The 23,147-nt window shown below is 71.4% G+C and carries 17 protein-coding genes; 8 read left to right on the top strand and 9 right to left on the bottom strand.

Annotated features, from left to right (window positions below; genetic code table 11):
- Nucleotides 1-64 precede the first annotated feature (64 nt).
- The 3 genes from ACFXG1_RS22095 (at nucleotide 65) to ACFXG1_RS22085 (ending at nucleotide 2,804) form a co-directional block, all read left to right on the top strand.
- Nucleotides 65-853: a ComF family protein gene (locus ACFXG1_RS22095; protein ID WP_384720686.1), complete on the top strand. Its 789-nt coding sequence runs from the start codon at nucleotides 65-67 to the stop codon at nucleotides 851-853.
- Between the two features lie 310 nt (nucleotides 854-1,163).
- On the top strand, nucleotides 1,164-1,853 hold the full coding sequence (gene hpf, locus ACFXG1_RS22090; RefSeq protein WP_384720683.1) for a ribosome hibernation-promoting factor, HPF/YfiA family: 690 nt from the start codon (nucleotides 1,164-1,166) through the stop codon (nucleotides 1,851-1,853).
- Between the two features lie 204 nt (nucleotides 1,854-2,057).
- Complete coding sequence (locus ACFXG1_RS22085; RefSeq protein ID WP_384720680.1) at nucleotides 2,058-2,804, top strand: response regulator; 747 nt, start codon at nucleotides 2,058-2,060, stop codon at nucleotides 2,802-2,804.
- Nucleotides 2,805-2,941: 137 nt separating this feature from the next.
- Here the strand turns inward: ACFXG1_RS22085 and ACFXG1_RS22080 are convergent, their stop codons facing one another.
- The gene (locus tag ACFXG1_RS22080) at nucleotides 2,942-4,105 is read right to left on the bottom strand and encodes a winged helix-turn-helix domain-containing protein (protein ID WP_384744222.1); all 1,164 of its coding nucleotides are present in this window, start codon (nucleotides 4,103-4,105) and stop codon (nucleotides 2,942-2,944) included.
- A gap of 41 nt (nucleotides 4,106-4,146) precedes the next feature.
- Nucleotides 4,147-4,758 (bottom strand): GNAT family N-acetyltransferase, encoded by a 612-nt coding sequence (locus ACFXG1_RS22075; protein WP_384715037.1) that lies wholly within the window; start codon nucleotides 4,756-4,758, stop codon nucleotides 4,147-4,149.
- 248 nt (nucleotides 4,759-5,006) lie between these two features.
- Between ACFXG1_RS22075 and secA the strand changes: the two genes are divergently transcribed.
- On the top strand, nucleotides 5,007-7,826 hold the full coding sequence (gene secA / locus ACFXG1_RS22070) for a preprotein translocase subunit SecA (protein WP_384715035.1): 2,820 nt from the start codon (nucleotides 5,007-5,009) through the stop codon (nucleotides 7,824-7,826).
- Nucleotides 7,827-7,943: 117 nt separating this feature from the next.
- On the opposite strand, the gene ACFXG1_RS22065 is transcribed toward secA, so the two are convergent.
- Nucleotides 7,944-8,591 carry an Rv3235 family protein gene (locus tag ACFXG1_RS22065; RefSeq protein WP_384744219.1) on the bottom strand — a complete coding sequence of 216 codons (648 nt, stop codon included), beginning with the start codon at nucleotides 8,589-8,591 and terminating at the stop codon, nucleotides 7,944-7,946.
- A gap of 293 nt (nucleotides 8,592-8,884) precedes the next feature.
- Between ACFXG1_RS22065 and ACFXG1_RS22060 the strand changes: the two genes are divergently transcribed.
- The gene (locus tag ACFXG1_RS22060; RefSeq protein WP_384715029.1) at nucleotides 8,885-9,409 is read left to right on the top strand and encodes a DUF6912 family protein; all 525 of its coding nucleotides are present in this window, start codon (nucleotides 8,885-8,887) and stop codon (nucleotides 9,407-9,409) included.
- Between the two features lie 67 nt (nucleotides 9,410-9,476).
- Nucleotides 9,477-10,181 carry an HAD family hydrolase gene (locus ACFXG1_RS22055; protein WP_384715026.1) on the top strand — a complete coding sequence of 235 codons (705 nt, stop codon included), beginning with the start codon at nucleotides 9,477-9,479 and terminating at the stop codon, nucleotides 10,179-10,181.
- A gap of 600 nt (nucleotides 10,182-10,781) precedes the next feature.
- Here ACFXG1_RS22055 and ACFXG1_RS22050 read toward each other — a convergent pair.
- On the bottom strand, nucleotides 10,782-11,339 hold the full coding sequence (locus tag ACFXG1_RS22050) for a DJ-1/PfpI family protein (protein ID WP_384744217.1): 558 nt from the start codon (nucleotides 11,337-11,339) through the stop codon (nucleotides 10,782-10,784).
- Between the two features lie 439 nt (nucleotides 11,340-11,778).
- Between ACFXG1_RS22050 and ACFXG1_RS22045 the strand changes: the two genes are divergently transcribed.
- On the top strand, nucleotides 11,779-16,749 hold the full coding sequence (locus ACFXG1_RS22045; RefSeq protein WP_384744215.1) for an NAD-glutamate dehydrogenase: 4,971 nt from the start codon (nucleotides 11,779-11,781) through the stop codon (nucleotides 16,747-16,749).
- A 140-nt stretch (nucleotides 16,750-16,889) separates the two neighbouring features.
- On the opposite strand, the gene ACFXG1_RS22040 is transcribed toward ACFXG1_RS22045, so the two are convergent.
- The 3 genes from ACFXG1_RS22040 to ACFXG1_RS22030 form a co-directional block, all read right to left on the bottom strand.
- A complete protein-coding gene (locus tag ACFXG1_RS22040; RefSeq protein ID WP_384744213.1) occupies nucleotides 16,890-18,164 on the bottom strand; it encodes a glycosyltransferase 87 family protein in 1,275 nt (424 codons plus the stop codon).
- Between the two features lie 136 nt (nucleotides 18,165-18,300).
- Nucleotides 18,301-19,113, bottom strand: a complete 813-nt coding sequence (locus tag ACFXG1_RS22035) for an ABC transporter ATP-binding protein (RefSeq protein ID WP_384744230.1) — start codon at nucleotides 19,111-19,113, stop codon at nucleotides 18,301-18,303.
- A 25-nt stretch (nucleotides 19,114-19,138) separates the two neighbouring features.
- The gene (locus ACFXG1_RS22030; RefSeq protein WP_384715914.1) at nucleotides 19,139-20,110 is read right to left on the bottom strand and encodes an ABC transporter permease; all 972 of its coding nucleotides are present in this window, start codon (nucleotides 20,108-20,110) and stop codon (nucleotides 19,139-19,141) included.
- A gap of 90 nt (nucleotides 20,111-20,200) precedes the next feature.
- Between ACFXG1_RS22030 and ACFXG1_RS22025 the strand changes: the two genes are divergently transcribed.
- Nucleotides 20,201-20,824, top strand: coding sequence for a TetR/AcrR family transcriptional regulator (locus ACFXG1_RS22025; protein WP_384715917.1), 624 nt, complete (start codon nucleotides 20,201-20,203; stop codon nucleotides 20,822-20,824).
- An 86-nt stretch (nucleotides 20,825-20,910) separates the two neighbouring features.
- Here the strand turns inward: ACFXG1_RS22025 and ACFXG1_RS22020 are convergent, their stop codons facing one another.
- Nucleotides 20,911-21,861 (bottom strand): carbohydrate ABC transporter permease, encoded by a 951-nt coding sequence (locus ACFXG1_RS22020; RefSeq protein WP_384715920.1) that lies wholly within the window; start codon nucleotides 21,859-21,861, stop codon nucleotides 20,911-20,913.
- On the bottom strand, nucleotides 21,858-23,144 hold the full coding sequence (locus ACFXG1_RS22015; RefSeq protein ID WP_384744210.1) for a carbohydrate ABC transporter permease: 1,287 nt from the start codon (nucleotides 23,142-23,144) through the stop codon (nucleotides 21,858-21,860). Before ACFXG1_RS22015 ends, ACFXG1_RS22020 begins: the two co-directional genes overlap by 4 nt.
- Nucleotides 23,145-23,147 lie beyond the last annotated feature (3 nt).

The raw sequence follows: 23,147 nt of genomic DNA, 5'->3' as shown, positions 1-23,147 counted from the left end.
CGGCGTTATCGGGGTTATCCACAGGCGGTGGCGGGCTTTCCCGCGCCCCGGCACAGTGATGGCCATGCGGGGATGGTGGCGCGAGATCTCCGGCCTGGTGCTGCCGGCCGCATGCGGAGGCTGCGGCGTTCCCCGGACGCCGCTGTGCGAGGAGTGCGCGGCGGAGCTGTACGGGGCCCCGGCGCGCCGGGTAAGCCCGGATCCCCGGCCCCCGGGGCTTCCGGTGGTGTACGCGGCCGCGCCGTACGCCGACGCCGTACGGGCGGTGCTGCTCGCCCACAAGGAGCGGGGTGACCTGGGGCTGGCCCGGCCCCTGGGGATCGCGCTCGCGGGGGCCGTGCGGACGGCCGCAGCGTCGTTGACGTTGACGGCGGCGGCGGACGGCCCGGCGAGGGCGCGGGGCGGGCCGCTGCTGCTGGTGCCGGTGCCCTCGGCCCGGACGGCGGTACGGGCCAGGGGCCACGACGCCGCGCGGCGGATCGCCCTGGCGGCCGCCGGTGAGCTGCGCCGTACGGGCACGGACGCGACCGTCCTGCCCGTGCTGCGGCAGCGGCGCCCGGTGGCCGACCAGGCGGGCCTCACGGCGCGTGAGCGGGCGGCCAACCTGACCGGGGCGCTCCGGGTGGCCGGGGGCGCCGGACGGCTGCCGACGGGCGGCACGGTGGTGGCGGTGGACGACCTGATGACGACGGGGGCGTCCCTGGCGGAGGCGGCGAGGGCCCTGCGGGAGGCGGGCGCGCGGGACGGAGTTCCCGGGGGCGCTCCGGTCGTCGCCGCGGTGGTGGCGGCCCCGGTGATCTCCTTTCCGACGGAAGAGGAACCTGTTGTGTGGGGTAAACGTTGCACTCAGTGAGAACCAAAACCACCGAACGGAGGTACGCGCTGGTAGCGGGTGCCGAGACCGGTGTTCTGGGGCTATGTTCGGTGGTGTGGATGTGAGGAATGACGAACCTCACCCCTGGCGAATGCGTGGCCGTGGCATACGGCCGGGGATCCGGGGCAGCAAATACCTCGGAAGGCGATGGGTGGGGACGTTGTCGACTGGGGAGGAGGAGGTGAAAGTCGCCTAGTCCGGGACTCCGGTTCATCACCGGGGTCTGGTGCAAGAGGGAGACGCTCCGCGGCCGAAGAGGGAGCGGGGCAATCCGGGAACGGAGTTCTGCGTGGACATCGTCGTCAAGGGCCGCAAGACCGAGGTGCCCGAGCGGTTCCGCAAGCACGTGGCCGACAAGCTGAAGCTGGACAAGATCCAGAAGCTCGACGCCAAGGTGATCAGCCTGGACGTCGAGGTGTCCAAGGAGCACAACCCGCGGCTGGCGGACCAGTCCGACCGCGTGGAGATCACGCTCCACTCCCGAGGCCCGGTGATCCGGGCGGAGGCATCGGCCAACGACCCGTACGCGGCGCTCGATCTGGCTACCGGGAAATTGGAAGCGCGGCTGCGGAAGCAGCACGACAAGCGCAGCACCCGACGTGGTAACGGCCGCCTGTCGGCGGCGGAAGTGGCGGACGTCGTCCCCGGCGTCGCCGAATTGAACGCCAATGGACATATCGTCGTCGACGACACACCGCAATCCATTCCCACCACGAAAATCGGGTCGCTGGAAGTACAGGGCGAAGGGCCGCTGGTGGTCCGCGAGAAGGTCCACACGGCCGCCCCGATGACCCTCGACCAGGCGCTCTATGAAATGGAGCTGGTCGGACACGACTTCTATCTCTTCGTCGACTCCGAGACGAAGCAGCCCAGTGTCGTCTACCGGCGCCACGCCTACGACTACGGCGTCATCCATCTGGAGACGGACCCCCTGGCCGGTTCCGGCGCGGGTGGCGCGGGCGGTGCGCTCGGCGGCTGATCCCGCCGCCCCGCAGGAGTCGTACGGCTGACCGACAGTGCCCCCGAAGCGCCCTGTGCGCCCTCGGGGGCACCACCGTGCGCCCGGAGGATCACCGCGGAGGCTGCCGGACGTGAAAGCATGGCGTCACACCAACAGGTGCCCCCGGCACCGGTGTTGGTGGAACGTATATGCCCTTCGGACCCTGTCTCAGGGGGAGGAACGATGGCGGACAGCTTCGGACCGGTTCATCAGGACACCGCCGACGCCCGGGACACGGCTGACGTGGCCGTGACGGGCGGCCCCCGCGCCGAGCCGATCCGGGTCCTGGTCGTGGACGACCACGCCCTCTTCCGCAGAGGGCTGGAGATCGTTCTCGCCCATGAGGAGGACATCCAGGTCGTCGGCGAGGCCGGGGACGGCGCGGAGGCCGTCGACAAGGCCGCCGACCTGCTGCCCGACATCGTGCTGATGGATGTGCGGATGCCGCGTCGGGGCGGGATCGAGGCCTGTACCTCCATCAAGGAGGTGGCGCCCAGCGCGAAGATCATCATGCTGACGATCAGCGACGAGGAGGCCGATCTCTACGACGCGATCAAGGCGGGGGCCACGGGCTATCTCCTCAAGGAGATCTCCACCGACGAGGTCGCCACCGCGATCCGCGCGGTGGCCGACGGCCAGTCGCAGATCAGCCCGTCGATGGCGTCCAAGCTGCTGACCGAGTTCAAGTCCATGATCCAGCGGACCGACGAGCGACGGCTGGTGCCCGCGCCCCGGCTCACCGACCGCGAGCTGGAGGTCCTCAAGCTGGTCGCCACCGGGATGAACAACCGGGATATCGCCAAGGAGTTGTTCATCTCGGAGAACACCGTGAAGAACCATGTCCGCAACATCCTGGAGAAGCTCCAGCTCCACTCCCGGATGGAGGCCGTGGTCTACGCGATGCGGGAGAAGATCCTGGAGATCCGCTGATCCGGACGGCCCGCCGGGTACCGTCCGGCGGACGGTACCCGGGCGCGCGTGAGGGCTCCGCGTACGGAGAGTCCGCGAACCCCGGCAGGATCCCGTAAGAGGCCCCGGGCCCCGGCGGCCGGGCGGGGCCGCCCGGGTCAGCCGAGGGCCGCCACCAGGGGCGCGGCGAGCCCGGGGCTGTCGACGCGCTCCACCCGGACCGAGTCGCAGCCGACCCACTCGGCGGCCTCGCGCAGCGCCCGTGCCATCGGCTCGACGGCCTTCGCCGACTCCAGCGACACCTGCTTGGCCACCAGGGTCCGTCCCTCGCGCGCCGGGTCGACGCGCCCCAGGAGCCGTCCGCCCGACAGCAGCGGCATCGCGAAATAGCCGTGGACCCGCTTCGGCTTGGGGACGTACGCCTCCAGCCGGTGGGTGAAGCCGAAGATCCGTTCGGTACGGGCCCGCTCCCAGATCAGGGAGTCGAACGGGGAGAGCAGTGTCGTACGGTGCCGGCCGCGGGGCACGGTCGCCAGCGCCGCGGGATCGGCCCAGGCGGGCTTGGACCAGCCCTCGACGCTCACGGGCACGAGCCCGGAGTCCGCTATCACCGAGTCGAAGTGCTCGCCCTTGAGCCGGTGATAGTCGGTGATATCCGCCCGGGTGCCGACGCCCAGCGCCTGCCCCGCGAGACCGACCAGCCGCCGCAGACACTCGGCGTCGTCCGGCTCGGCCGCCAGCAGCTCGGCCGGGATCGCGCGCTCCGCGAGGTCGTACACCCGCTTCCAGCCGCGCCGCTCGACGCAGACCACCTCGCCGTGCATCAGCGCCCGCTCGACGGCGATCTTGGAGGCGGACCAGTCCCACCACTCCCCGCCGTTCTTCGCGCCGCCCAGCTCGGTCGCCGTCAGCGGGCCCTCGGCGCGCAGCTGGGCGATCACCTTGTCGTAGGCGTCGTCGGGGAGGTCGTGGTGCCACTGGGGGCGGGCGCGGTAGGCCCGGCGGCGGAACGCGAAGTGCGGCCACTCCTCGACGGGCAGCACACACGCGGCGTGCGACCAGTACTCGAAGCTGTGGCCCTCCGTCCAGTACGCCGAGTCGACCGCGGGGCGGCCGACGGCGCCCAGGCGGGCGTACGGCACCAGTTCGTGGGAGCGGGCGAGCACCGAGATCGTGTCGAGCTGGACGGCTCCGAGGTGCCGCAGCACTCCCCGCACCCCGGCCCGCCGGTCCGGCGCGCCCAGGAACCCCTGGGCGCGCAGGGCTATGCGGCGGGCCTCGTCCGCGGAGAGTTCGGCGACGGGCGGTGGCTGCGTGGTCATGTACCGCACGATAGACGGCGCCACTGACAGCGCCGCCCCCGTCACGGGTGTCCCGGCCCGCCGGTCCCGGAGGAGGTGTCGGGGCGCGCCGGGAGATAGGCGTACGTCCCGGACAGCCCCAGGTCCGACGGGAGCAGGGAGCCGACCCAGGCGTCCCGGAGCGTGCCGTTGTTGTTGATCGCGGCCCTCAGGGTCCCCTCCGGGGTGAAGCCCGCCCGCAGGGCGACCGCGCGGGAGGCCGTGTTGCCGACCTCGGCCCGCCACTCCAGCCGGGTCGCGCCGAGCCGGCCGAAGGACCAGTGGGCGATCTCCGTGACCGCCTCCGTCATCAGGCCCCGGCCCCGGTACTCGGCGCCGAGCCAGTAGCCGACCTCCCAGGTGCCGGAGAGGGTGCGGAGCGTGACCGATACGGAGCCCATGAGCGGGCCGCCGTCCGGCGGGACCAGGGCGAAGGTCGGGGTCGTGGAGGTCCGCCAGCCCTCCGGGACGGTCTCCCCGGTGAATTCCCGCGCGTGCCGGCGCTCGTACGGCGAGGGCACGCAGGTCCACCGCTGGACCTGCGGATCCTGGCAGAGCCGGAAGACCTCGTCGGTGTCGTCCTCGGTGAAGGCGCGCAGCAGCAGACGGCCGGTGGTGAGTGTGATCGGCTCCATGTCCGGATTCTGAACGGGCGGGAAAGCGGATGCGAGCACTTTTCCCTCCGCACCGGCACCTTCCGCGTGTCCTGTGCGTTGACAGGACGGGTATCAGGCGGCCGGGCCCGGGGACAGGCGTAGTGCGGACCTCCCGACCGACGGGTGTCCTCGCTTACGATGGCCGTTGCGGTGGGGCCCACCTGCCGTGCCCGCGCCAGAGTCCATACGACCCAGCCAGGCCCGAATCGGCAAGGAGACCTCCCCCAGTGTCCGTCTTCAACAAGCTCATGCGTGCAGGCGAAGGCAAGATCCTGCGCAAACTGCACCGCATCGCGGACCAGGTCAAATCCATCGAAGAGGACTTCGTCGACCTCTCCGACGCCGAGTTGCGGGCGCTCACGGAAGAGTACAAGCAGCGCTACGAGAGCGGTGAGAACACGCTCGACGACCTGCTGCCCGAGGCCTTCGCCACCGTGCGCGAGGCAGCCAAGCGCGTGCTCGGCCAGCGGCACTACGACGTCCAGATGATGGGTGGCGCGGCGCTGCACCTCGGGTATGTGGCGGAGATGAAGACCGGTGAGGGCAAGACCCTCGTCGGTACCCTCCCCGCGTATCTGAACGCGCTCTCCGGCAAGGGCGTCCACCTGATCACGGTCAACGACTACCTGGCCGAGCGCGACTCCGAGATGATGGGCCGCGTCCACAAGTTCCTGGGGCTGAGCGTCGGCTGCATCCTGGCCAATATGACGCCCGCGCAGCGCCGTGAGCAGTACGCCTGCGACATCACCTACGGGACGAACAACGAGTTCGGCTTCGACTATCTGCGCGACAACATGGCCTGGTCGCAGGACGAGCTGGTCCAGCGCGGCCACAACTTCGCCATCGTGGACGAGGTCGACTCCATCCTCGTCGACGAGGCCCGTACGCCGCTGATCATCTCCGGCCCCGCCGACCAGGCCACGAAGTGGTACGGCGACTTCGCCAAGCTGGTCACGCGGCTCACCCGCGGCGAGCCCGGCAACCACCTCAAGGGTCTCGCGGAGACCGGCGACTACGAGGTCGACGAGAAGAAGCGCACCGTCGGTATCCATGAGGCGGGTGTGGCGAAGGTCGAGGACTGGCTCGGCATCGACAACCTCTACGAGTCCGTGAACACCCCCCTGGTCGGCTATCTCAACAACGCGATCAAGGCCAAGGAGCTGTTCAAGAAGGACAAGGACTACGTCGTCATCGACGGCGAGGTCATGATCGTCGACGAGCACACCGGCCGTATCCTGGCCGGCCGCCGCTACAACGAGGGCATGCACCAGGCGATCGAGGCGAAGGAAGGGGTGGACATCAAGGACGAGAACCAGACGCTCGCCACGATCACCCTCCAGAACTTCTTCCGTCTCTACGGCAAGCTCTCCGGCATGACCGGTACGGCGATGACCGAGGCCGCCGAGTTCCACCAGATCTACAAGCTCGGCGTGGTCCCCATCCCGACCAACAAGCCGATGGTCCGCATGGACCAGTCGGACCTGATCTACCGCACCGAGGTCGCCAAGTTCGACGCCGTCGTCGACGACATCGCGGAGAAGCACGAGAAGGGCCAGCCGATCCTCGTCGGCACCACCTCGGTCGAGAAGTCCGAGTATCTGTCGCAGCAGCTCAGCAAGCGCGGAGTGCAGCACGAGGTGCTCAACGCCAAGCAGCACGACCGGGAGGCGACGATCGTCGCCCAGGCCGGCCGCAGGGGCGCGGTGACCGTCGCGACGAACATGGCGGGCCGCGGTACCGACATCAAGCTCGGCGGCAACCCCGACGACCTCGCGGAGGCGGAGCTGCGCCAGCGCGGCCTCGACCCCGTCGAGCACGTCGAGGAGTGGGCGGCGGCGCTGCCCGCCGCGCTGCAGTCGGCGGAGGCGGCGGTTCGGGCCGAGTTCGAGGAGGTCCGGGAGCTGGGCGGGCTGTACGTCCTGGGCACCGAGCGCCACGAGTCGCGCCGTATCGACAACCAGCTCCGCGGTCGCTCCGGCCGTCAGGGCGACCCGGGCGAGTCCCGTTTCTACCTCTCCCTCGGCGACGATCTGATGCGGCTCTTCAAGGCGCAGATGGTCGAGCGGGTCATGGCGATGGCCAATGTGCCCGACGACGTACCGATCGAGAACAAGATGGTCACCCGGGCCATCGCCTCCGCGCAGTCGCAGGTCGAGCAGCAGAACTTCACCACCCGTAAGGAAGTGCTGAAGTACGACGAGGTGCTCAGCCGCCAGCGCGAGGTGATCTACGGCGAGCGCCGCCGGGTGCTGGAGGGCGAGGACCTGCAGGAGCAGATCGCGCACTTCATGGACGACACCATCGACGCCTACATCCGGGCGGAGACGGTCGAGGGCTTCGCCGAGGAGTGGGACCTCGACCGGCTGTGGGGCGCGTTCAAGCAGCTCTACCCGGTGAAGGTGACCATCGAGGAGCTGGAGGAGGCCGCGGGCGACCGGGTCGGTATTACCGCGGACTTCATCGCCGAGTCCGTCAAGGACGACATCCACGAGCAGTACGGCGCGCGGGAGAAGCAGCTCGGCTCGGAGATCATGCGCGAGCTGGAGCGCCGGGTGGTGCTCTCGGTGCTCGACCGCAAGTGGCGTGAGCACCTCTACGAGATGGACTACCTCCAGGACGGCATCGGGCTGCGCGCGATGGCCCAGAAGGACCCCCTGGTCGAGTACCAGCGCGAGGGCTTCGACATGTTCACCGCCATGATGGACAGCATCAAGGAGGAGTCCGTCGGCTATCTGTTCAACCTGGAGGTCCAGGTCGAGCAGCAGGTCGAGGAGGTCCCGGTGGCGGACGGCGCCGGCCCGTCCCTGGAGAAGCGGGACGCGGTGCCCGCGGCGCGCCCCGAGATCCGGGCGAAGGGCCTGGAGGCTCCGCAGCGCCCGGACCGGCTGCACTTCTCCGCGCCGACGGTGGACGGTGAGGGCGGCATCGTCGAGGGCGACTTCGAGACGGGCGGCAACCGTGAGACGGCCGCCGCGGCCGGTGACGGGACGACCCGCGCCGAGCGGCGCAAGGCGCAGAAGGGCGGCGGACGCCGCCGTAAGAAGTAGCCGTAGGACGACGACGGCGAAGGCCCCGTGAGGGCCGCCGGGTCGGTCCCCTTCGCGGGGGACCGGCCCGGTTTCGTGTTTCCGTACCCACGCGTCGCCCGGTGAGCCGTCGTCCGGTCAGCAGTCGCCCCTGGGGTCCGCTCCGTCGCCGAGGTCCACGGCCGAGCAGCGCCAGCGGCGGTCGTCGCGGCCCTGTTCGAGGCGGAAGGCCATGGCCCGGAGCCGGTCGCCCGTGGCGATCCGGGCGAACGCCTCGATGACTCCGGGGCGGGGCCGGAACTCCCCGCATTCCTGTACGACCGGTGTCACCCTGCTCTCCGCGCGCAAGGGTGCGTCGTCGGCGAGCCGGACCAGCCGGTCGTAGGCGTCGCCGACGGTATGGCCGAGCATCCAGTGCACCGGGCGGCGGCCGCTGAGGACGGCGAGCAGCCGTTCGGCGAACCAGAACGGCGGCTGATCCCGGCGCCGGGCCGCCAGGACGGCGGGCGCCGGGGCTCCGACCGCCGGTGCCGGTGCCGGTGCCGGTGCCGGTGCCGGTGCCGGAGCCCCGGTCCCGGCCCGTACCGTCGTCCGGGTCGGGCCGCGGGAGTCCCGGCGGCCCCCGGGGCGTGCCCCCGGCCGGCCCTTCGGGCGCGCGGCCCGTGGCGGGGCGGCCGGGGGACGGGGTGGTGTCCGCCCCGGTGCCCGGGTGGTGGCGTCCCGTTTCTCCGTCCGTGCCCCGTCGATCCGCGGCTGTGTCCCGCTGCCGGTCTGCGTACCGTCCATCCGTACCGCCCCCGTCGGTCGGGCCCGGCTCCTTCTGTACCGGGCGGTAACACCGTTGGGGGTTCTTCTACGGGGCGGCGCGCGCCGGTCGCAACGGGTGGGGCGGCCGGGCGCCGAACCGCCCCGGATTCACCTATCCGGGTGAGACCGGGGGTCTCGGCCGCTCGACCGCCGGGACACCGGGTGTCCGGAATGGACGCTTCCGACGGGCCGCCCGGCGGCCCGAAGGGGGACCTCGGCGGACCGGCACACGTATTCTGAGGTGCGTCTTCCGACTACGAAAGCGGCCTGCCATGCGCGTGTACGTCCCCCTGACCCTCGCCGGACTCGCGGAGGCGCACACGGCGGGCGAGCTGGGGCCCGGACCCCTGACCGCGTACGGCGTCACCCCGTCGCTGCGCGAGTGGTACGTCTCGGACGACATCGAGGAGCTGGAGTACGCGGCCCTCAGCCGGGCCGCCGCCGGATCGCTCCGGCTGATCGCCGGGGACCCGGGCGCGGCCCGCCGCCGGGTCGTCGTCGCCGTCGACGTCCCCGACCGCGAGGTGGCCGTCGACCCGGATCCGGCGCTGGACGGGACGTCCCTCGGTGAGCTGCGTATCGGGTCGCCGGTGCCGCTGCGGCTGGCCGCGGCCGTGCATGTGGACTCCGACGACGCCCTCGACGACGTCGCGGCGGCGGCCGGCGCGCTGGGCGCGGCCGACCACGGTGACGACGACGCCCGGTTCACCGTGGACGGGGCGGAGGATCACGAGCTGCTCTGGTATGGCGTCCAGGAGATTCCGGCGATCGTCGGCCGGGAAGGTTCCGGAGCGTAGCGGGGAATACGCGGTGCGCGACGTCGGCCGGGGGTCGTTGTCAGAGGGGGCGAGTACGGTTTTCGGCATGGGGACGAGCAAGGGGAACGGAGTGGCCGGGCAGGCGCGACGGGCGGGACATCTCGTCTGGGACTGGAACGGCACGCTTCTCGACGACATGACGGCGGTCGTCGGGGCGACGAACGCCGCGCTGGGGGTCGTCGGGTTCGATCCGATCACCGTCGAGCAGTACCGCTCCTGGTACTGCGTGCCGATACCCCGCTTCTACGAGCGGATGCTCGGCCGGGTGCCGTCGGACGCGGAGTGGGACGCGATGGACATCGCCTTCAACGCCGAGTATCTGGCCCAGCAGGCCGAGTGCGGGCTCACCCGGGGCGCGGCGGAGCTGCTGGCCGGGTGGGGGGTCGGAGGGCGCAGCCAGTCGCTGCTGAGCATGCACGGCCACGAGGAACTGCTCCCGGCGGTGCGCGTCCGGGGCATCGAGGCGCACTTCGTCCGGGTCGACGGCCGCCGGGGTCCTTCGGGCGTCTCCAAGGCCGAGTCCATGGTGCGCCATCTCGCGGCCCTGTCACTGGACGTGTCGCCCGAGCGCACCGTGGTGATCGGCGACGCCGCGGACGACGGGGTGGCGGCGGCGCATGTGGGCGCGCACGCGGTGCTCTACACCGGGGGCTCCCATACCCGGGCCAACCTCGAACGCGTGGGGGTGCCGGTGGTGGACTCCCTGGAGGAGGCGGTCGACCTGGCCACCCGCCTGGTCGGCTCCGCCTAGGTTTTTCGGCCGGTGAGGCCGCTCCGGGCCCGCCCGGGGCCGGCCGCCCCGGAGAGTCCCGTCGCCTCACGGTCACGGCTGCCCGGGGCCGGCCCATGGGTGGCCCGGGGCCGCGGGGACTCGGGGCCCGTAGTCGTACACCCTGCCGGGCGTCGTCACGGGGGTCCGGTGCCGTACGCCGGTGCCGTACGGCCACCCGCACGGCGCGTCGACCCAGGCGTTCCCGTGGCGCGTCCGCGCCATGCGTTCGTACGCCCCGCGGTGGCGGCGGAGGGGTGTCGGGTGCCGTAAGGCCACCGCGAGGTCGGGAAAGACCGCGGCAGCGCGAGTGCCCCCGTCGTATGCCAGGGCCGGGCCAGGCGCCCACGGCACCGCACGGGGGCCGGGCGAGCCCCCCCCCGTGCGGCCTGCCACGGGCCGCCCGCGCGTGCCGCCTGTACCGCCCGTACCGCTGGGCCCCACAGCGCCGGCCCGGGCCGGCCCGCCCCGTGTACGGCACGGGCAGACCCCGTGGGGCCCGCGCGGCCCCGGGGCGCGGGCGTCGCCTCCGGTCCCGTACAACCGCGCGGCTCCGGGGCGCGGGGCCGCGGCGGCGGCGGGTCAGGCCCTTGTGCGGAGGATCTTGAGGAATTCGCGCATCCAGGCCGGGTGGTCGGGCCAGGCGCGGGAGGAGACGAGGGTGCCGTCGACCACCGCCTCCGTGTCCTGGAACGTGGCGCCCGCCGTCTGCATGTCCGGTTCGAGGGCCGGGTACGCGGTGACCCGGCGGCCCGTGAGGCCGCCGACGGCCGCCGTCACGAGCGGGCCGTGGCAGATCTGGGCGACCGGCTTGTCGGCGTCGAAGAAGGATTTAAGGATCTTGCGGAGTTCCGGGTCGTTGCGCAGATACTCCGGGGCCCGGCCGCCGGGGACGACCACCGCCGCGTACTGGCCCGGGTCGACCTCGGAGAAGGCGAGGTCCGCCTCCCAGGTGTACCCCGGCTTCTCGGTGTAGGTGTCGTAGCCCGGTTCGAAGTCGTGGACGACGAACCGGAGCTTCTTACGGGCGGGCGCCGCGATATGGACCTCGTACCCCTCCTCCAGCAGCCGCTGATAGGGGTAGAGGACTTCCAGGGACTCCGCGGCGTCGCCCGTGACGATCAGGACCTTCGTCGTCATCTCTGCTGCTCCCGTCGTGGGGCGGGGGAGGCACCGGGCCCGGGGCCTCCCGGAGGGTCGTACCCATCGTGTGGGCGCCTGTGCCTGCCCTCTGTGCAGACTGTCAAACTTCCGGCCCCGGTTTTGTACACATACGGTCCATGACGGCGACGGGGGGAGGGGCGATAGCCTGGAGCCGTGATCAGTGCGATAGGCCCTGGGGGCAGAGCAGCCCCCGGTACTCGCCCGGAGCGCCACCGCGCCCGGGCGATCGCTGGTCCCCGCGTAACGGCCCGGCCGTCGACGGCGACAACGCCGAATTCTCTCGGATTTAACCGATCGGCGCCCGGAGGCCTCCCATCGCGACATAACGTCGACCCCGACCGGACACCCCGGCCGTGGCGTTGCGTCGCTTCTTCCCCCTACGTCACGCAACGGCGCGCGACAGGAGCCAGAGGACATGCAGACCAAGCTGGATGAAGCCAAGGCAGAACTGCTCGCACGGGCTGCCCGGGTAGCCGAGAACGGTCCGGGCGGTGGTCATCAGACGGCCGGGCCCGAGCAGGGCGGGCGTCCGGACCAGGACAACCTGCTCGCCTACCTCCAGCGCTACTACCTGCACACCGCGCCCGAGGACCTCGCCGACCGGGACCCGGTCGACGTCTTCGGTGCCGCGCTCTCCCACTACCGGCTGGCCGAGAACCGCCCGCAGGGCACGGCCAGTGTCCGGGTGCACACCCCGACGGTCGAGGAGAACGGCTGGACGTGCAGCCACTCCGTCGTCGAGGTCGTCACCGACGACATGCCCTTCCTCGTCGACTCGGTCACCAATGAGCTGTCCCGGCAGGGTCGCGGCATCCATGTCGTGATCCATCCGCAGGTCACCGTCCGCCGCGATGTCACAGGACGGCTCCTGGAGGTCCTCTCCACCGCCCCCCGCGGCGCCAAGGACCTCCCGCACGACGCCCTCGTCGAGTCGTGGATCCATGTCGAGATCGACCGCGAGACCGACCGCGCCGACCTCAAGCAGATCTCCGTCGACATGCTGCGCGTCCTGTCCGACGCCCGTGAGGCCGTCGAGGACTGGGAGAAGATGCGCGACGCGGCGCTCCGGATCGCCGAGGATCTGCCCGGTGAGCCGATCGCCGGGGACATCGCGGGCCAGGAAGTCGACGAGGCCCGCGAGTTGCTGCGCTGGCTCGCCGCCGACCACTTCACCTTCCTCGGCTACCGGGAGTACGAGCTCACCGGCACCGACGCGCTGACCGCCGTGCCCGGCACCGGCCTCGGGATCCTCCGCTCCGACCCGCGGCACGCCGAGGACGAGGCGCACCCCGTGAGCCCGTCCTTCAGCCGGCTCCCCGCCGACGCCCGCGCCAAGGCCCGGGAGCACAAGCTCCTCGTCCTCACCAAGGCGAACAGCCGCTCCACCGTCCACCGGCCCAGCTATCTCGACTACGTCGGGGTGAAGCGGTTCGACAAGGACGGCAATGTGATCGGGGAGCGCCGCTTCCTGGGCCTGTTCTCCTCGGCCGCGTACACCGAGTCCGTCCGCCGGGTCCCGGTGATCCGCCGCAAGGTCGCCGAGGTCCTCGACGGCGCCGGGTTCACGCCCAACAGCCACGACGGCCGCGATCTGCTCCAGATCCTGGAGACCTACCCGCGCGACGAGCTGTTCCAGACCCCGGTCGACCAGCTCCGCGCCATCGTCACCAGCGTCCTGTATCTGCAGGAGCGCCGCCGGCTCCGGCTCTATCTGCGCCAGGACGAGTACGGGCGCTACTACTCCGCCCTCGTCTATCTGCCCCGCGACCGCTACACCACCGGCGTCCGGCTGCGGCTGATCGACATCCTGAAGGAGGAGCTGGGCGGCACCAGCGTCGACTTCACCGCCTGGAACACCGAATCGATCCTCTCCCGGATCCACTTCGTCGTCCGCGTCCCCCCGGGCACCGAGCTGCCGCACCTCACCGACGCCGACACCGAGCGGATCGAGGCCCGTCTGGTGGAGGCCGCCCGCTCCTGGGCCGACGGCTTCGCCGAGGCCCTCACCGCCGAGCTGGGCGAGGAGCGCGCCGCGGAACTGCTCCGCAGCTACGGCTCCGCCTTCCCCGAGGGCTACAAGGCCGACCACTCGCCGCGTTCCGCCGTCGCCGACCTGGTCCACCTCGACGATCTGGCCCATGCGGGACGCGACTTCGCGCTCTCCCTCTACGAGCCCGTCGGCGCCGGACCCGGCGAGCGCCGCTTCAAGATCTACCGCACCGGGGAGCAGGTCTCCCTCTCCGCCGTACTGCCCGTGTTGCAGCGGCTGGGCTGCGAGGTCGTCGACGAGCGGCCGTACGAACTGCGCGGCACCGGCCGGACGACGGCGTGGATCTACGACTTCGGGCTGCGGATGCCCGTCGTCGGCGCCAACGGCAACGGCGGCGGCTATCTCGCCGACGACGCCAGGGAGCGGTTCCAGGAGGCCTTCGCGGCCGTCTGGACCGGCGAGGCCGAGAACGACGGCTTCAACGCCCTCGTCCTGGGCGCCGGGCTCAGCTGGCGGCAGGCGATGGTCCTGCGGGCCTACGCCAAGTATCTGCGGCAGGCCGGCGCCACGTTCTCCCAGGAGTACATGGAGGACACCCTCCGCACCAATGTCCACACCACCCGGCTGCTGATCTCCCTCTTCGAGGCGCGGATGTCGCCGGGCCGTCAGAACGCCGGCACCGAGCTGACCGACGGGCTGCTGGAGGAACTGGACGGCGCCCTCGACCAGGTCGCCAGCCTCGACGAGGACCGCATCCTGCGCTCCTTCCTCACCGTCATCAAGGCCACCCTGCGGACGAACTTCTTCCAGAAGGCCGGCGGCGGGGGCGGCGGACACCACGGCTATGTGTCGATGAAGTTCGACCCGCAGGCCATCCCCGACCTCCCGGCGCCGCGCCCGGCGTTCGAGATCTGGGTCTACTCGCCCCGTGTCGAGGGCGTCCATCTGCGGTTCGGCAAGGTCGCCCGGGGCGGGCTGCGCTGGTCCGACCGGCGGGAGGACTTCCGTACCGAGATCCTCGGACTGGTCAAGGCGCAGATGGTGAAGAACACCGTCATCGTGCCCGTCGGCGCCAAGGGCGGCTTCGTCGCCAAGCAGCTCCCGGACCCGGCAGCGGACCGCGACGCCTGGCTCGCCGAGGGCATCGCCAGCTACCGGACCTTCATCTCGGCCCTCCTCGACATCACCGACAACCTGGTCACGGGCGAGGTCGTCCCGCCCGCCGACGTGGTCCGGCACGACGAGGACGACACCTATCTCGTCGTCGCCGCCGACAAGGGCACCGCGTCCTTCTCCGACATCGCCAACGAGGTCGCCGTCGCCTACGACTTCTGGCTCGGCGACGCCTTCGCCTCCGGCGGTTCGGCGGGCTACGACCACAAGGGCATGGGCATCACCGCCCGCGGCGCCTGGGAGTCGGTGAAGCGGCACTTCCGCGAGCTGGGCCACGACACCCAGACGCAGGACTTCACCGTCGTCGGCGTCGGCGACATGTCCGGCGACGTCTTCGGCAACGGCATGCTGCTGAGCGAGCACATCCGGCTGGTCGCCGCCTTCGACCACCGGCATATCTTCATCGACCCCGACCCGGACGCGGCCGTCTCCTACGCCGAACGCCGCCGGCTCTTCGAGCTGCCCCGTTCCAGCTGGGCCGATTACGACACGAAGCTGCTCTCCGCGGGCGGCGGCATCCACCCCCGTACCGCCAAGTCCATCCCCGTCAACGCCCATGTCCGGTCGGCGCTCGGCATCGCCGACGGCATCACCAAGATGACCCCCGCCGAGCTGATGCGGGCCGTCCTCAAGGCGCAGGTCGACCTGTTGTGGAACGGCGGCATCGGGACCTATGTCAAGGCGTCCGCCGAGTCCGACGCGGACGTCGGCGACAAGGCCAACGACACCATCCGGGTCAACGGCGACGAACTGCGGGTCAAGGTCGTCGGCGAGGGCGGCAACCTCGGCCTCACCCAGCTCGGCCGGATCGAGTTCGCCCGCTCCGGCGGCCCCGAGGGCACCGGCGGCCGGATCAACACCGACGCCATCGACAACAGCGCCGGAGTGGACACCTCCGACCACGAGGTCAATATCAAGATCCTGCTCAACGGCCTGGTCGCCGACGGCGACCTCACCGTCAAGCAGCGCAACGCCCTGCTGGCGAAGATGACCGACGAGGTCGGCGTGCTGGTGCTGCGGAACAACTACGCGCAGAACGTGGCCCTGGCCAACGCGGTCGTCCAGGCGCCGTCGCTGCTCCAGGCCCATCAGCGGGTGATGCGCAGGCTCGGCCGGGAGGGCGCGCTCGACCGCGCGCTGGAGTTCCTCCCGCCGGACCGGCAGATCCGTGAGCTGCTGAACTCGGGCCGCGGCTTGAGCCAGCCCGAACTGGCGGTCCTGCTCGCCTACACCAAGATCACGGTGGCGGAGGAGCTGATCGGTACGGAGCTGCCGGACGACCCGTATCTCGCCAAGCTGCTGCACGCCTACTTCCCGCAGCCGCTGCGGAAGAAGTTCCGCGACGCGGTCGACGGACACGCGCTGCGCCGGGAGATCATCACCACCGTCCTGGTCAACGACACCGTCAACACCGGCGGCTCGACCTTCCTGCACCGGCTGCGGGAGGAGACCGGCGCCTCCACGGAGGAGGTCGTCCGCGCCCAGACGGCGGCCCGGGAGATCTTCGGCCTCAGCACCGTATGGGACGCCGTCGAGGCGCTGGACAACGAGGTCTCCGCCGATGTGCAGACCCGGATCCGGCTGCACTCGCGGCGGCTGGTGGAGCGCGGCACCCGCTGGCTGCTGGGGAACCGTCCGCAGCCGCTCCAGCTCGCGGAGACCGTGGAGTTCTTCGCCGAGCGGGTCGCCGAGGTCCGCGGCGAGCTGCCGAGCCTGCTGCGCGGCGCCGATCTGGAGTGGTACCAGGGCATCCTGGACGAGCTGGTGGACCAGGGTGTGCCGGAGGAGCTGGCGATGTGGGTGGCCGGGTTCTCCTCGGCGTTCCCGACGCTGGACGTGGTCGCGATCGCGGACCGTACGGGCCAGGCACCGCTGGAGGTCGCCGAGGTCTACTACGACCTCGCGGACCGGCTGCGGATCACCCAGCTGATGGACCGGATCATCGAACTGCCGCGGGCCGACCGCTGGCAGTCGATGGCGCGGGCGTCGATCCGGGAGGACCTGTACGCGGCGCACGCCATGCTCACGGCGGACGTCCTGTCGGTCGGCGACGGCGGGTCCACGCCCGAGGAGCGGTTCAAGGCGTGGGAGATGAAGAACGCCTCGATCCTGGGCCGGGCCCGGGCGACGCTCGACGAGATCCAGGGGTCGGACGCGTTCGACCTGGCGAATCTGTCGGTGGCGATGCGGACGATGCGTCAACTGCTCCGTACCCACAGCTGATCGCCGCCCTCTGGGAGAGGGCACAGATACGGCCGGGGGCCGCGTCCGGGAGTTCCGGGCGCGGCCCCTCGCCGTATCGCGGGCCGCCCCTCGTCCAGAGGGTGGCCCGTTCCTCGTTCAGACGGTGGCCCGTCCCTCGTTCAGACGGTGGCCCGCCACAGCCGGCGGCAGGCGAGGACCGCCGCGGTGAGCAGCAGGGCGTTGCGTACGACCATCAGCGCGCAGCCCAGCGGGGTCGCGGCGATCACGTCGTCGTAGTGCAGCGGATAGGCGAGCGCGCTGAGCGCCGCGGCGGGCACCATCAGCAGGGCCGCGGGCCGCAGGACGGTCTCCCGGGAGGTCAGGCAGACCGCGGCGAGTCCGATCAGCCACACCAGGTACTGGGGGCTGATGACCCGGCTGACGACCGTGAACAGCAGCACCGCGGCGAAGGCCGCGTCGAAGGGCGTCGCCGCGTTCCACCGCCGGGCCCGGACCCGCCAGAGCAGCAGCCAGCAGAACGCGGCGGCGGTCAGGGCCAGCGCGAGCCGGGCCACGGAGGAGACATAGGGGCCGGTGAACTCCATGGCCCCGTACTGGTAGACGACCCGGCCGTCCCAGCCGGCCCGCCGCGCGAGCTGGAGTACGGTCCCGCCGAGCGATTCGATCTGTACGCCGCGGGCGCCCTGCTGGCGGAGGAAGCCGAGGGTGTTGTCGAAGAGGACGACGAGGACGGCGAGCAGCCCGGTGGCGGCGGCGAGGGCCGCGGTCCACGCCTCTTTGGTGGTACGGCCCCGGGGCGTCCCCAGCAGGGTCAGTACCGGCCACACCTTGATCATCGCGCCGAGCCCGGCGAGGGCGCCGCCGGTCAGGGGCCGGTGGCGCAGGGCCAGGAGCGCGAGGACGGCGACGGCGGTGACGAGGACGTCGTACCGCGCGAGCGGCAGGTTCAGCAGCAGCGGCAGGGCGGCGACCCAGAGCCAGGCGCCCGCGGCGGAGCCCGTACCACCGCTTCCGGCGGCGGCCCCGCGGCCCGCCCGGGCCAGCGCCACAGTGATCACGGCGTCGGCGGCGAGGACGAGGGCCACGAAGGCGTGGAAGTACGACAGGAACGGCAGCGCGCCGGGGGAGAGCAGGACGAGCCCGGCGCCCGGCGGGTACTGCCAGGTGACATCGTCCGCCGGGAAGGCGCCCCGGGCCAGCCACTGCTCGTACCAGCCCCGGTAGAGCCCGTCGACCTCGCCGGCGACGCCCGTGTCGCCGAGGTGGTCGACGGCGAGCAGGACGAGCATCAGGGCCCGGGTGAGCACCCAGGCCGCGGCCAGTGCCGTCCCGGGCCGCCGCGGGCCGCCGGTCCGGCGGCCCGCGGTGCCCGCGGGCCCGGGGATCCGGACGCGGACGGGCGGCAGCGACGGGGTGATCCTGTGAGGGCTCATCGTCGGGTACGGTAACGCGCCGTACGGTGACCGTACGGTTACGCCTCGCGGTCGGGGTGTGCGCCGGGGAACGCGTCGGCCCCCGCCGCTGACGACGGGGGCCGACGGGGCCGGCGGTTGCCGGAGGGCGTGCGGGCTACTTCTTGGTGAACGCCTCGTACGCGGCGACGACCTCCTTGGCGGGGCCGTCCATCCGCAGGACGCCCGCCTCCAGCCACAGGGCCCGCTCGCAGGTCTCCAGGATCGTGCTGTTGCTGTGGCTGACCAGGAAGACCGTGCCGGCCTCCTTGCGCAGCTCGTTGATCCGGTCCTGGCTGCGGCGGCGGAACCTCGCGTCACCGGTGGCCAGGGCCTCGTCGATCAGCAGCACGTCATGGCTCTTCGCCGCCGCGATGGCGAACCGCAGCCGGGCGCCCATGCCCGAGGAGTACGTCCGCATCGGCAGGCTGATGAAGTCGCCCTTCTCGTTGATGCCGGAGAAGTCGACGATGTCGTTGTACGCCGCCTGGATCTCGGCCCGGGTCATCCCCATGGCGAGACCGCCGAGGATGACGTTCCGCTCCCCGGTCAGATCGCTCATCAGGGCCGCGTTCACCCCGAGGAGCGACGGCTGACCCTCGGTGAAGACCTTGCCGTCGGCGGTCGGCAGCAGCCCGGCGATCGCCTTCAGAAGGGTGGACTTGCCGGAGCCGTTCGACCCGATCAGGCCGATGGCCTCCCCCTTGTACGCGGTGAACGTGACGCCCTTCACCGCGTGGACCTCGCGGATGCCCGGCGCGGGCTTGCCCGACTTGCGGGCCTTGCGCTCCTTGCGGGAGATGAGCCGGCTCAGTGCGGCCGTGGCGCTGCCCTTCCCGCTGCGCCCGGCGTTCACCCGGTACTTGATGTGCACGCCGTCCGCGATGACCGTCGGCACCCGCTCCGGGACCGAACCGGCAGGCGCCGTCATTCGGTCCGCTGTTGTCATCAGATTCTCAGCCACGGCCGTACCGCTCCTCCGCCTTCCAGAAGTACATGAAACCGCCCACCCCCAAGAGCACGGCCCAGCCGAGGGCGACCGCCCAGACGTGCGGCGGCAGCTGGGACGCGGTGTAGCTGTCGATCAGTGCGAAGCGCACCAGGTCGATATAGACCGCCACCGGGTTGTACTGCAGCCCAAGCATGACCCACTGAGGCAGGTCGTGGTTCCTCAGGACGGTCGAGATGCTCCACATCACACCCGACGCGTACATCCAGGTACGGAGCACGAACGGCAGCAGCTGGGTGATGTCCGGGGTGCGCGCGGCGATCCGGGCCATCGTCATGGCCGCCCCCGTGTTGAACACGGTCTGCAGGGCCAGCGCCGGGATCGCCAACAGCCAGGACGGGCCCGGGACCTGGCCGAAGCCCAGCAGGATCACCGTCAGCGCGGCCATCGAGAAGAGCATCTGCTGGAACTGCTGGAGCGCCAGGGCGATCGGGAGGGACGCGCGGGGGAAATGGAGCGCGCGGACCAGCCCGATGTTGCCGGTGACGGACCGGGCCCCCGCCATGATCGAGTCCGAGGTGAAGGTCCAGATGAAGAGCCCGGTGATCAGGAAGAGGACGAAGTCGGGGACGCCGTTGCTGGTGCCCAGCAGTATGCCGAAGATCACGTAGTAGACCGCCGCGTTCAGCAGCGGGGTGGCCGGCTGCCAGATCCGGCCGAGCTGTGCCTGGCTGTACTGGGCGGCCGTCCGCGCGGTGGCGAACGCGGTGATGAAGTGGCGCCGCGCCCACAGCTGCCGGACATAGGCGGGCAGGGTGGGGCGCTCGCCGCTGACGGTGAGCCCGTGGCGCCGTGCCAGCTCGTACGGGGGCTCGTACGGGGGCCCGGTCCGGGCCCATGAGGGGTCCACCGGGCCCGTCGGTGCCGAGGGGGAGAGGGTCGGGCTGGTCACGCTGGTCGCTTTCGCCGGGGGGCGCATCCTGTGCGACGACGGGACGGACCCGTTTCGTCGCTACGGCGAGGGTAGGGCGTCGGTGCGTCGGGACGCAACCGTTTCGTCGTCACGGGTATGCTCCTCGCCATGAGCACCGACCCGGACCCGCGACCGCCTCGACGCGCGCCCGCGGGCGCCGCCGTGCTCCGTGAGGAGGTCACGGAGGCGATCCGCGCCGCGGTCTTCGAGGAGCTGGCCACGGTCGGCTTCGCCCGGATGTCGATCGAGGGCATCGCCCGCCGCGCCGGGGTCGGCAAGACCGCGGTCTACCGCCGCTGGAAGTCCAAGCTGTCCCTGGTCGTGGACCTGCTGTCGGCCTTCGCGGGACAGGGCCTGCCCGCACCCGCCACGGGGTCCCTGTACGGCGACGTACGGGCGCTGCTGGAAGTCGCGTCGCACGCCCTGCGCCACCCCGTGGCCTCGCAGATCATCCCGGACCTGATCGTGGAGTCCGCCCGCAGCCCGGAGATCGCGGACGCGATCAAGGCCGCGCTGGTGGACAGCCAGCGGGGCATGGCGTCGTCGATCGTGCGCGACGCGGTCGAGCGGGGCGAGCTGCCGCCGGGCACGGACGCGTACCGGCTGCTGGACGCGGCGGTCGGGCCGCTGTACTGGCGGGTCGTGGTGGTGCGCGAGAAGCTCCCCAAGGGGTACCTGGACGACTTGGCGCGCGGCGCGGTGGCGGCGCTCAAGGTCTGACCCCTCCGGGCGGCGCCTGACCGCGGGTGGAGTTCCCGGGGACTCCGCGTCCCCGGGCCTCCGTCCGGGAGGGGCCGTACCCCTCCTTACTTCACCGCACCCGCCATCACCCCCGAGACGAACTGGCGCTGGAAGGCGAAGAAGACCGCCAGCGGGATGACCATCGACAGGAACGCGCCCGACGCGAGGATGTCGACGTTGTTGCCGAACTGGCGGACCTGGCGTTGCAGCGCCACCGTGATCGGGGCGCTGTCGGTGTCGGCGAAGATCAGCGCGATCAGCATGTCGTTCCACACCCACAGGAACTGGAAGATCGCCAGCGACGCGACCGCCGGACCGGCCAGCGGGAGGACGACCCGGGCGAAGAGCCGCAGTTCGCCGGCCCCGTCCAGCCGGGCCGCCTCCAGCAGTTCGCGTGGGATCTCGGCGAAGAAGTTCCGTAGCAGGAAGATCGCGAACGGCAGGCCGAAAGCGACGTGGAAGAGCACCACGCCGAGGGTCGTCTCGAAGATCCCGATGGCGCCGAAGAGCTTGGAGACCGGGACCAGGGCGACCTGGACGGGCACCACCAGCAAGCCGACGACCAGCATGAACCACCAGTCGCGGCCGGGGAAGTCCATCCAGGCGAAGGCGTAGCCCGCCAGCGCCCCGATCATGACGACCAGCACGGTCGACGGGACGGTGATCATGACACTGCTGACGAGCGAGTCGGTGATCGCCTCGTTCGCCAGCAGCCGCTCGTAGTTCTCCGTGGTGAGCTGCGCCGGGGCGCTGAACACCTCCCACCAGCCGCTCGCGGCGATGTCCGACGGGCCGCGCAGCGACGACACCAGCAGCCCCACGGCGGGCATCAGCCAGAACAGGGCCACGAGGACGAGGACGGCCTGGACGGCGCCCGAGCCCGCCCGGGCCGCGATCCGGGACACCAGTGGTCGGCGGCCCGTACCACCGGGGGACGTTTCCGCCGGGTCGGTCTTCGCGGCGGTCGCGTCCGCCCGGGTCCTCCCCGACGGAACCGTTCGGTGTGCCGGTGTCATCGGCGGACCTCCCCTCGTATCCGCCGGATGTTGACCACCATCACCGGGATCACCAGCAACAGCAGCAGAACCGCGATCGCGCTGCCGATCCCCAGGTCGGCCGCGGGGCCGAAGGACGACTGGTAGAGCTGGAGCGCCAGGACGTTGGCGTCGTCCTGGGCCGAGCCCGGCGCGATGATGTACACCAGGTCGAAGATCTTCAGTACGTTGATCATCAGGGTGACCAGCACCACCACCAGGACCGGTGCGAGCAGCGGAACGGTGATCCGGCGGAAGACCTGCCATTCGCTCGCGCCGTCGACCCGGGCGGCCTCCAGCAGTTCCCGCGGCACGCTCGCCAGACCGGCCGCGATCAGCACCATCGCGAACCCCGCCCACATCCAGACATAGCTGCCGATGATCGCCGGGGTGACCAGGGACGGGCCGAGCCAGCTCACCCCGTTGTACGGTTCGCGGAAGTTGTCGGCGGGCAGCCGCAGTACGGCGCCGTCGGCGGCGGCGGGCAGGGTGAACGTACCGTCCGCCCCGGCCCGGACCGACGCCACCACCTTCCCGTCCCTGACCGCCTCGATCGCAATGCCCTTGAGGCCGAGCTCCCGGGGGTCGGTGACATTGGGCTTCCCGCCGCCGCCCCGGGTGAAGTCCAGCCAGGCCGTGCCGGCGATCCGCCCGTCCTCGGTGGCCGTCGGCGTCCCGGCGGGCTTCGCGTCCGACGGCATGCTCGCCGGGGGCACCCCGACCAGCGGCAGCAGGACCGGCACCCGGGCGGAGACCGGCTCCCGGGTGACGAACGACCCGCCGCCGCCCGGCTTCAGCGGATGGACCGGCAGCGGCCTGGCCCGGGGGAAGGCCGACGACTCGTTGAAGGTGTCGTGGACCCCGACCCAGACCGCGTTGGCCAGGCCGCGGTCCGGATCCTGTTCGTACACCAGCCGGAAGATGATGCCGGCGGCCAGCATGGAGATCGCCATCGGCATGAAGACGATCAGCTTGAACGCGGTGCCCCAGCGGATCCGTTCGGTGAGCACGGCGAAGATCAGACCGAGGGCGGTGGCGACGGTGGGGGCGAGCACCACCCAGATCGCGTTGTTCTTCACCGCGGTGAAGATCGCGTCGTCGGTGAAGATCTCCGTGTAGTTGTCGAGCCCGGCGAAGCCGGTGCCCGCCTGGTCGAAGAAGGAACGGTAGACCGAGTACCCGATCGGGTAGACCACGAGCGCGCCCAGCAGCACCAGCGCCGGCAGCAGAAAGCCGGCGACGAGGAGGGTACGGGTGCCGGTCACGCT

It is taken from the genome of Streptomyces sp. NPDC059248 (genome assembly GCF_042753905.1).
Lineage (GTDB): Bacteria > Actinomycetota > Actinomycetes > Streptomycetales > Streptomycetaceae > Streptomyces.
Note: the sequence above shows the minus strand (reverse complement) of the source record. Positions and strands in the feature narration are given on the sequence as shown.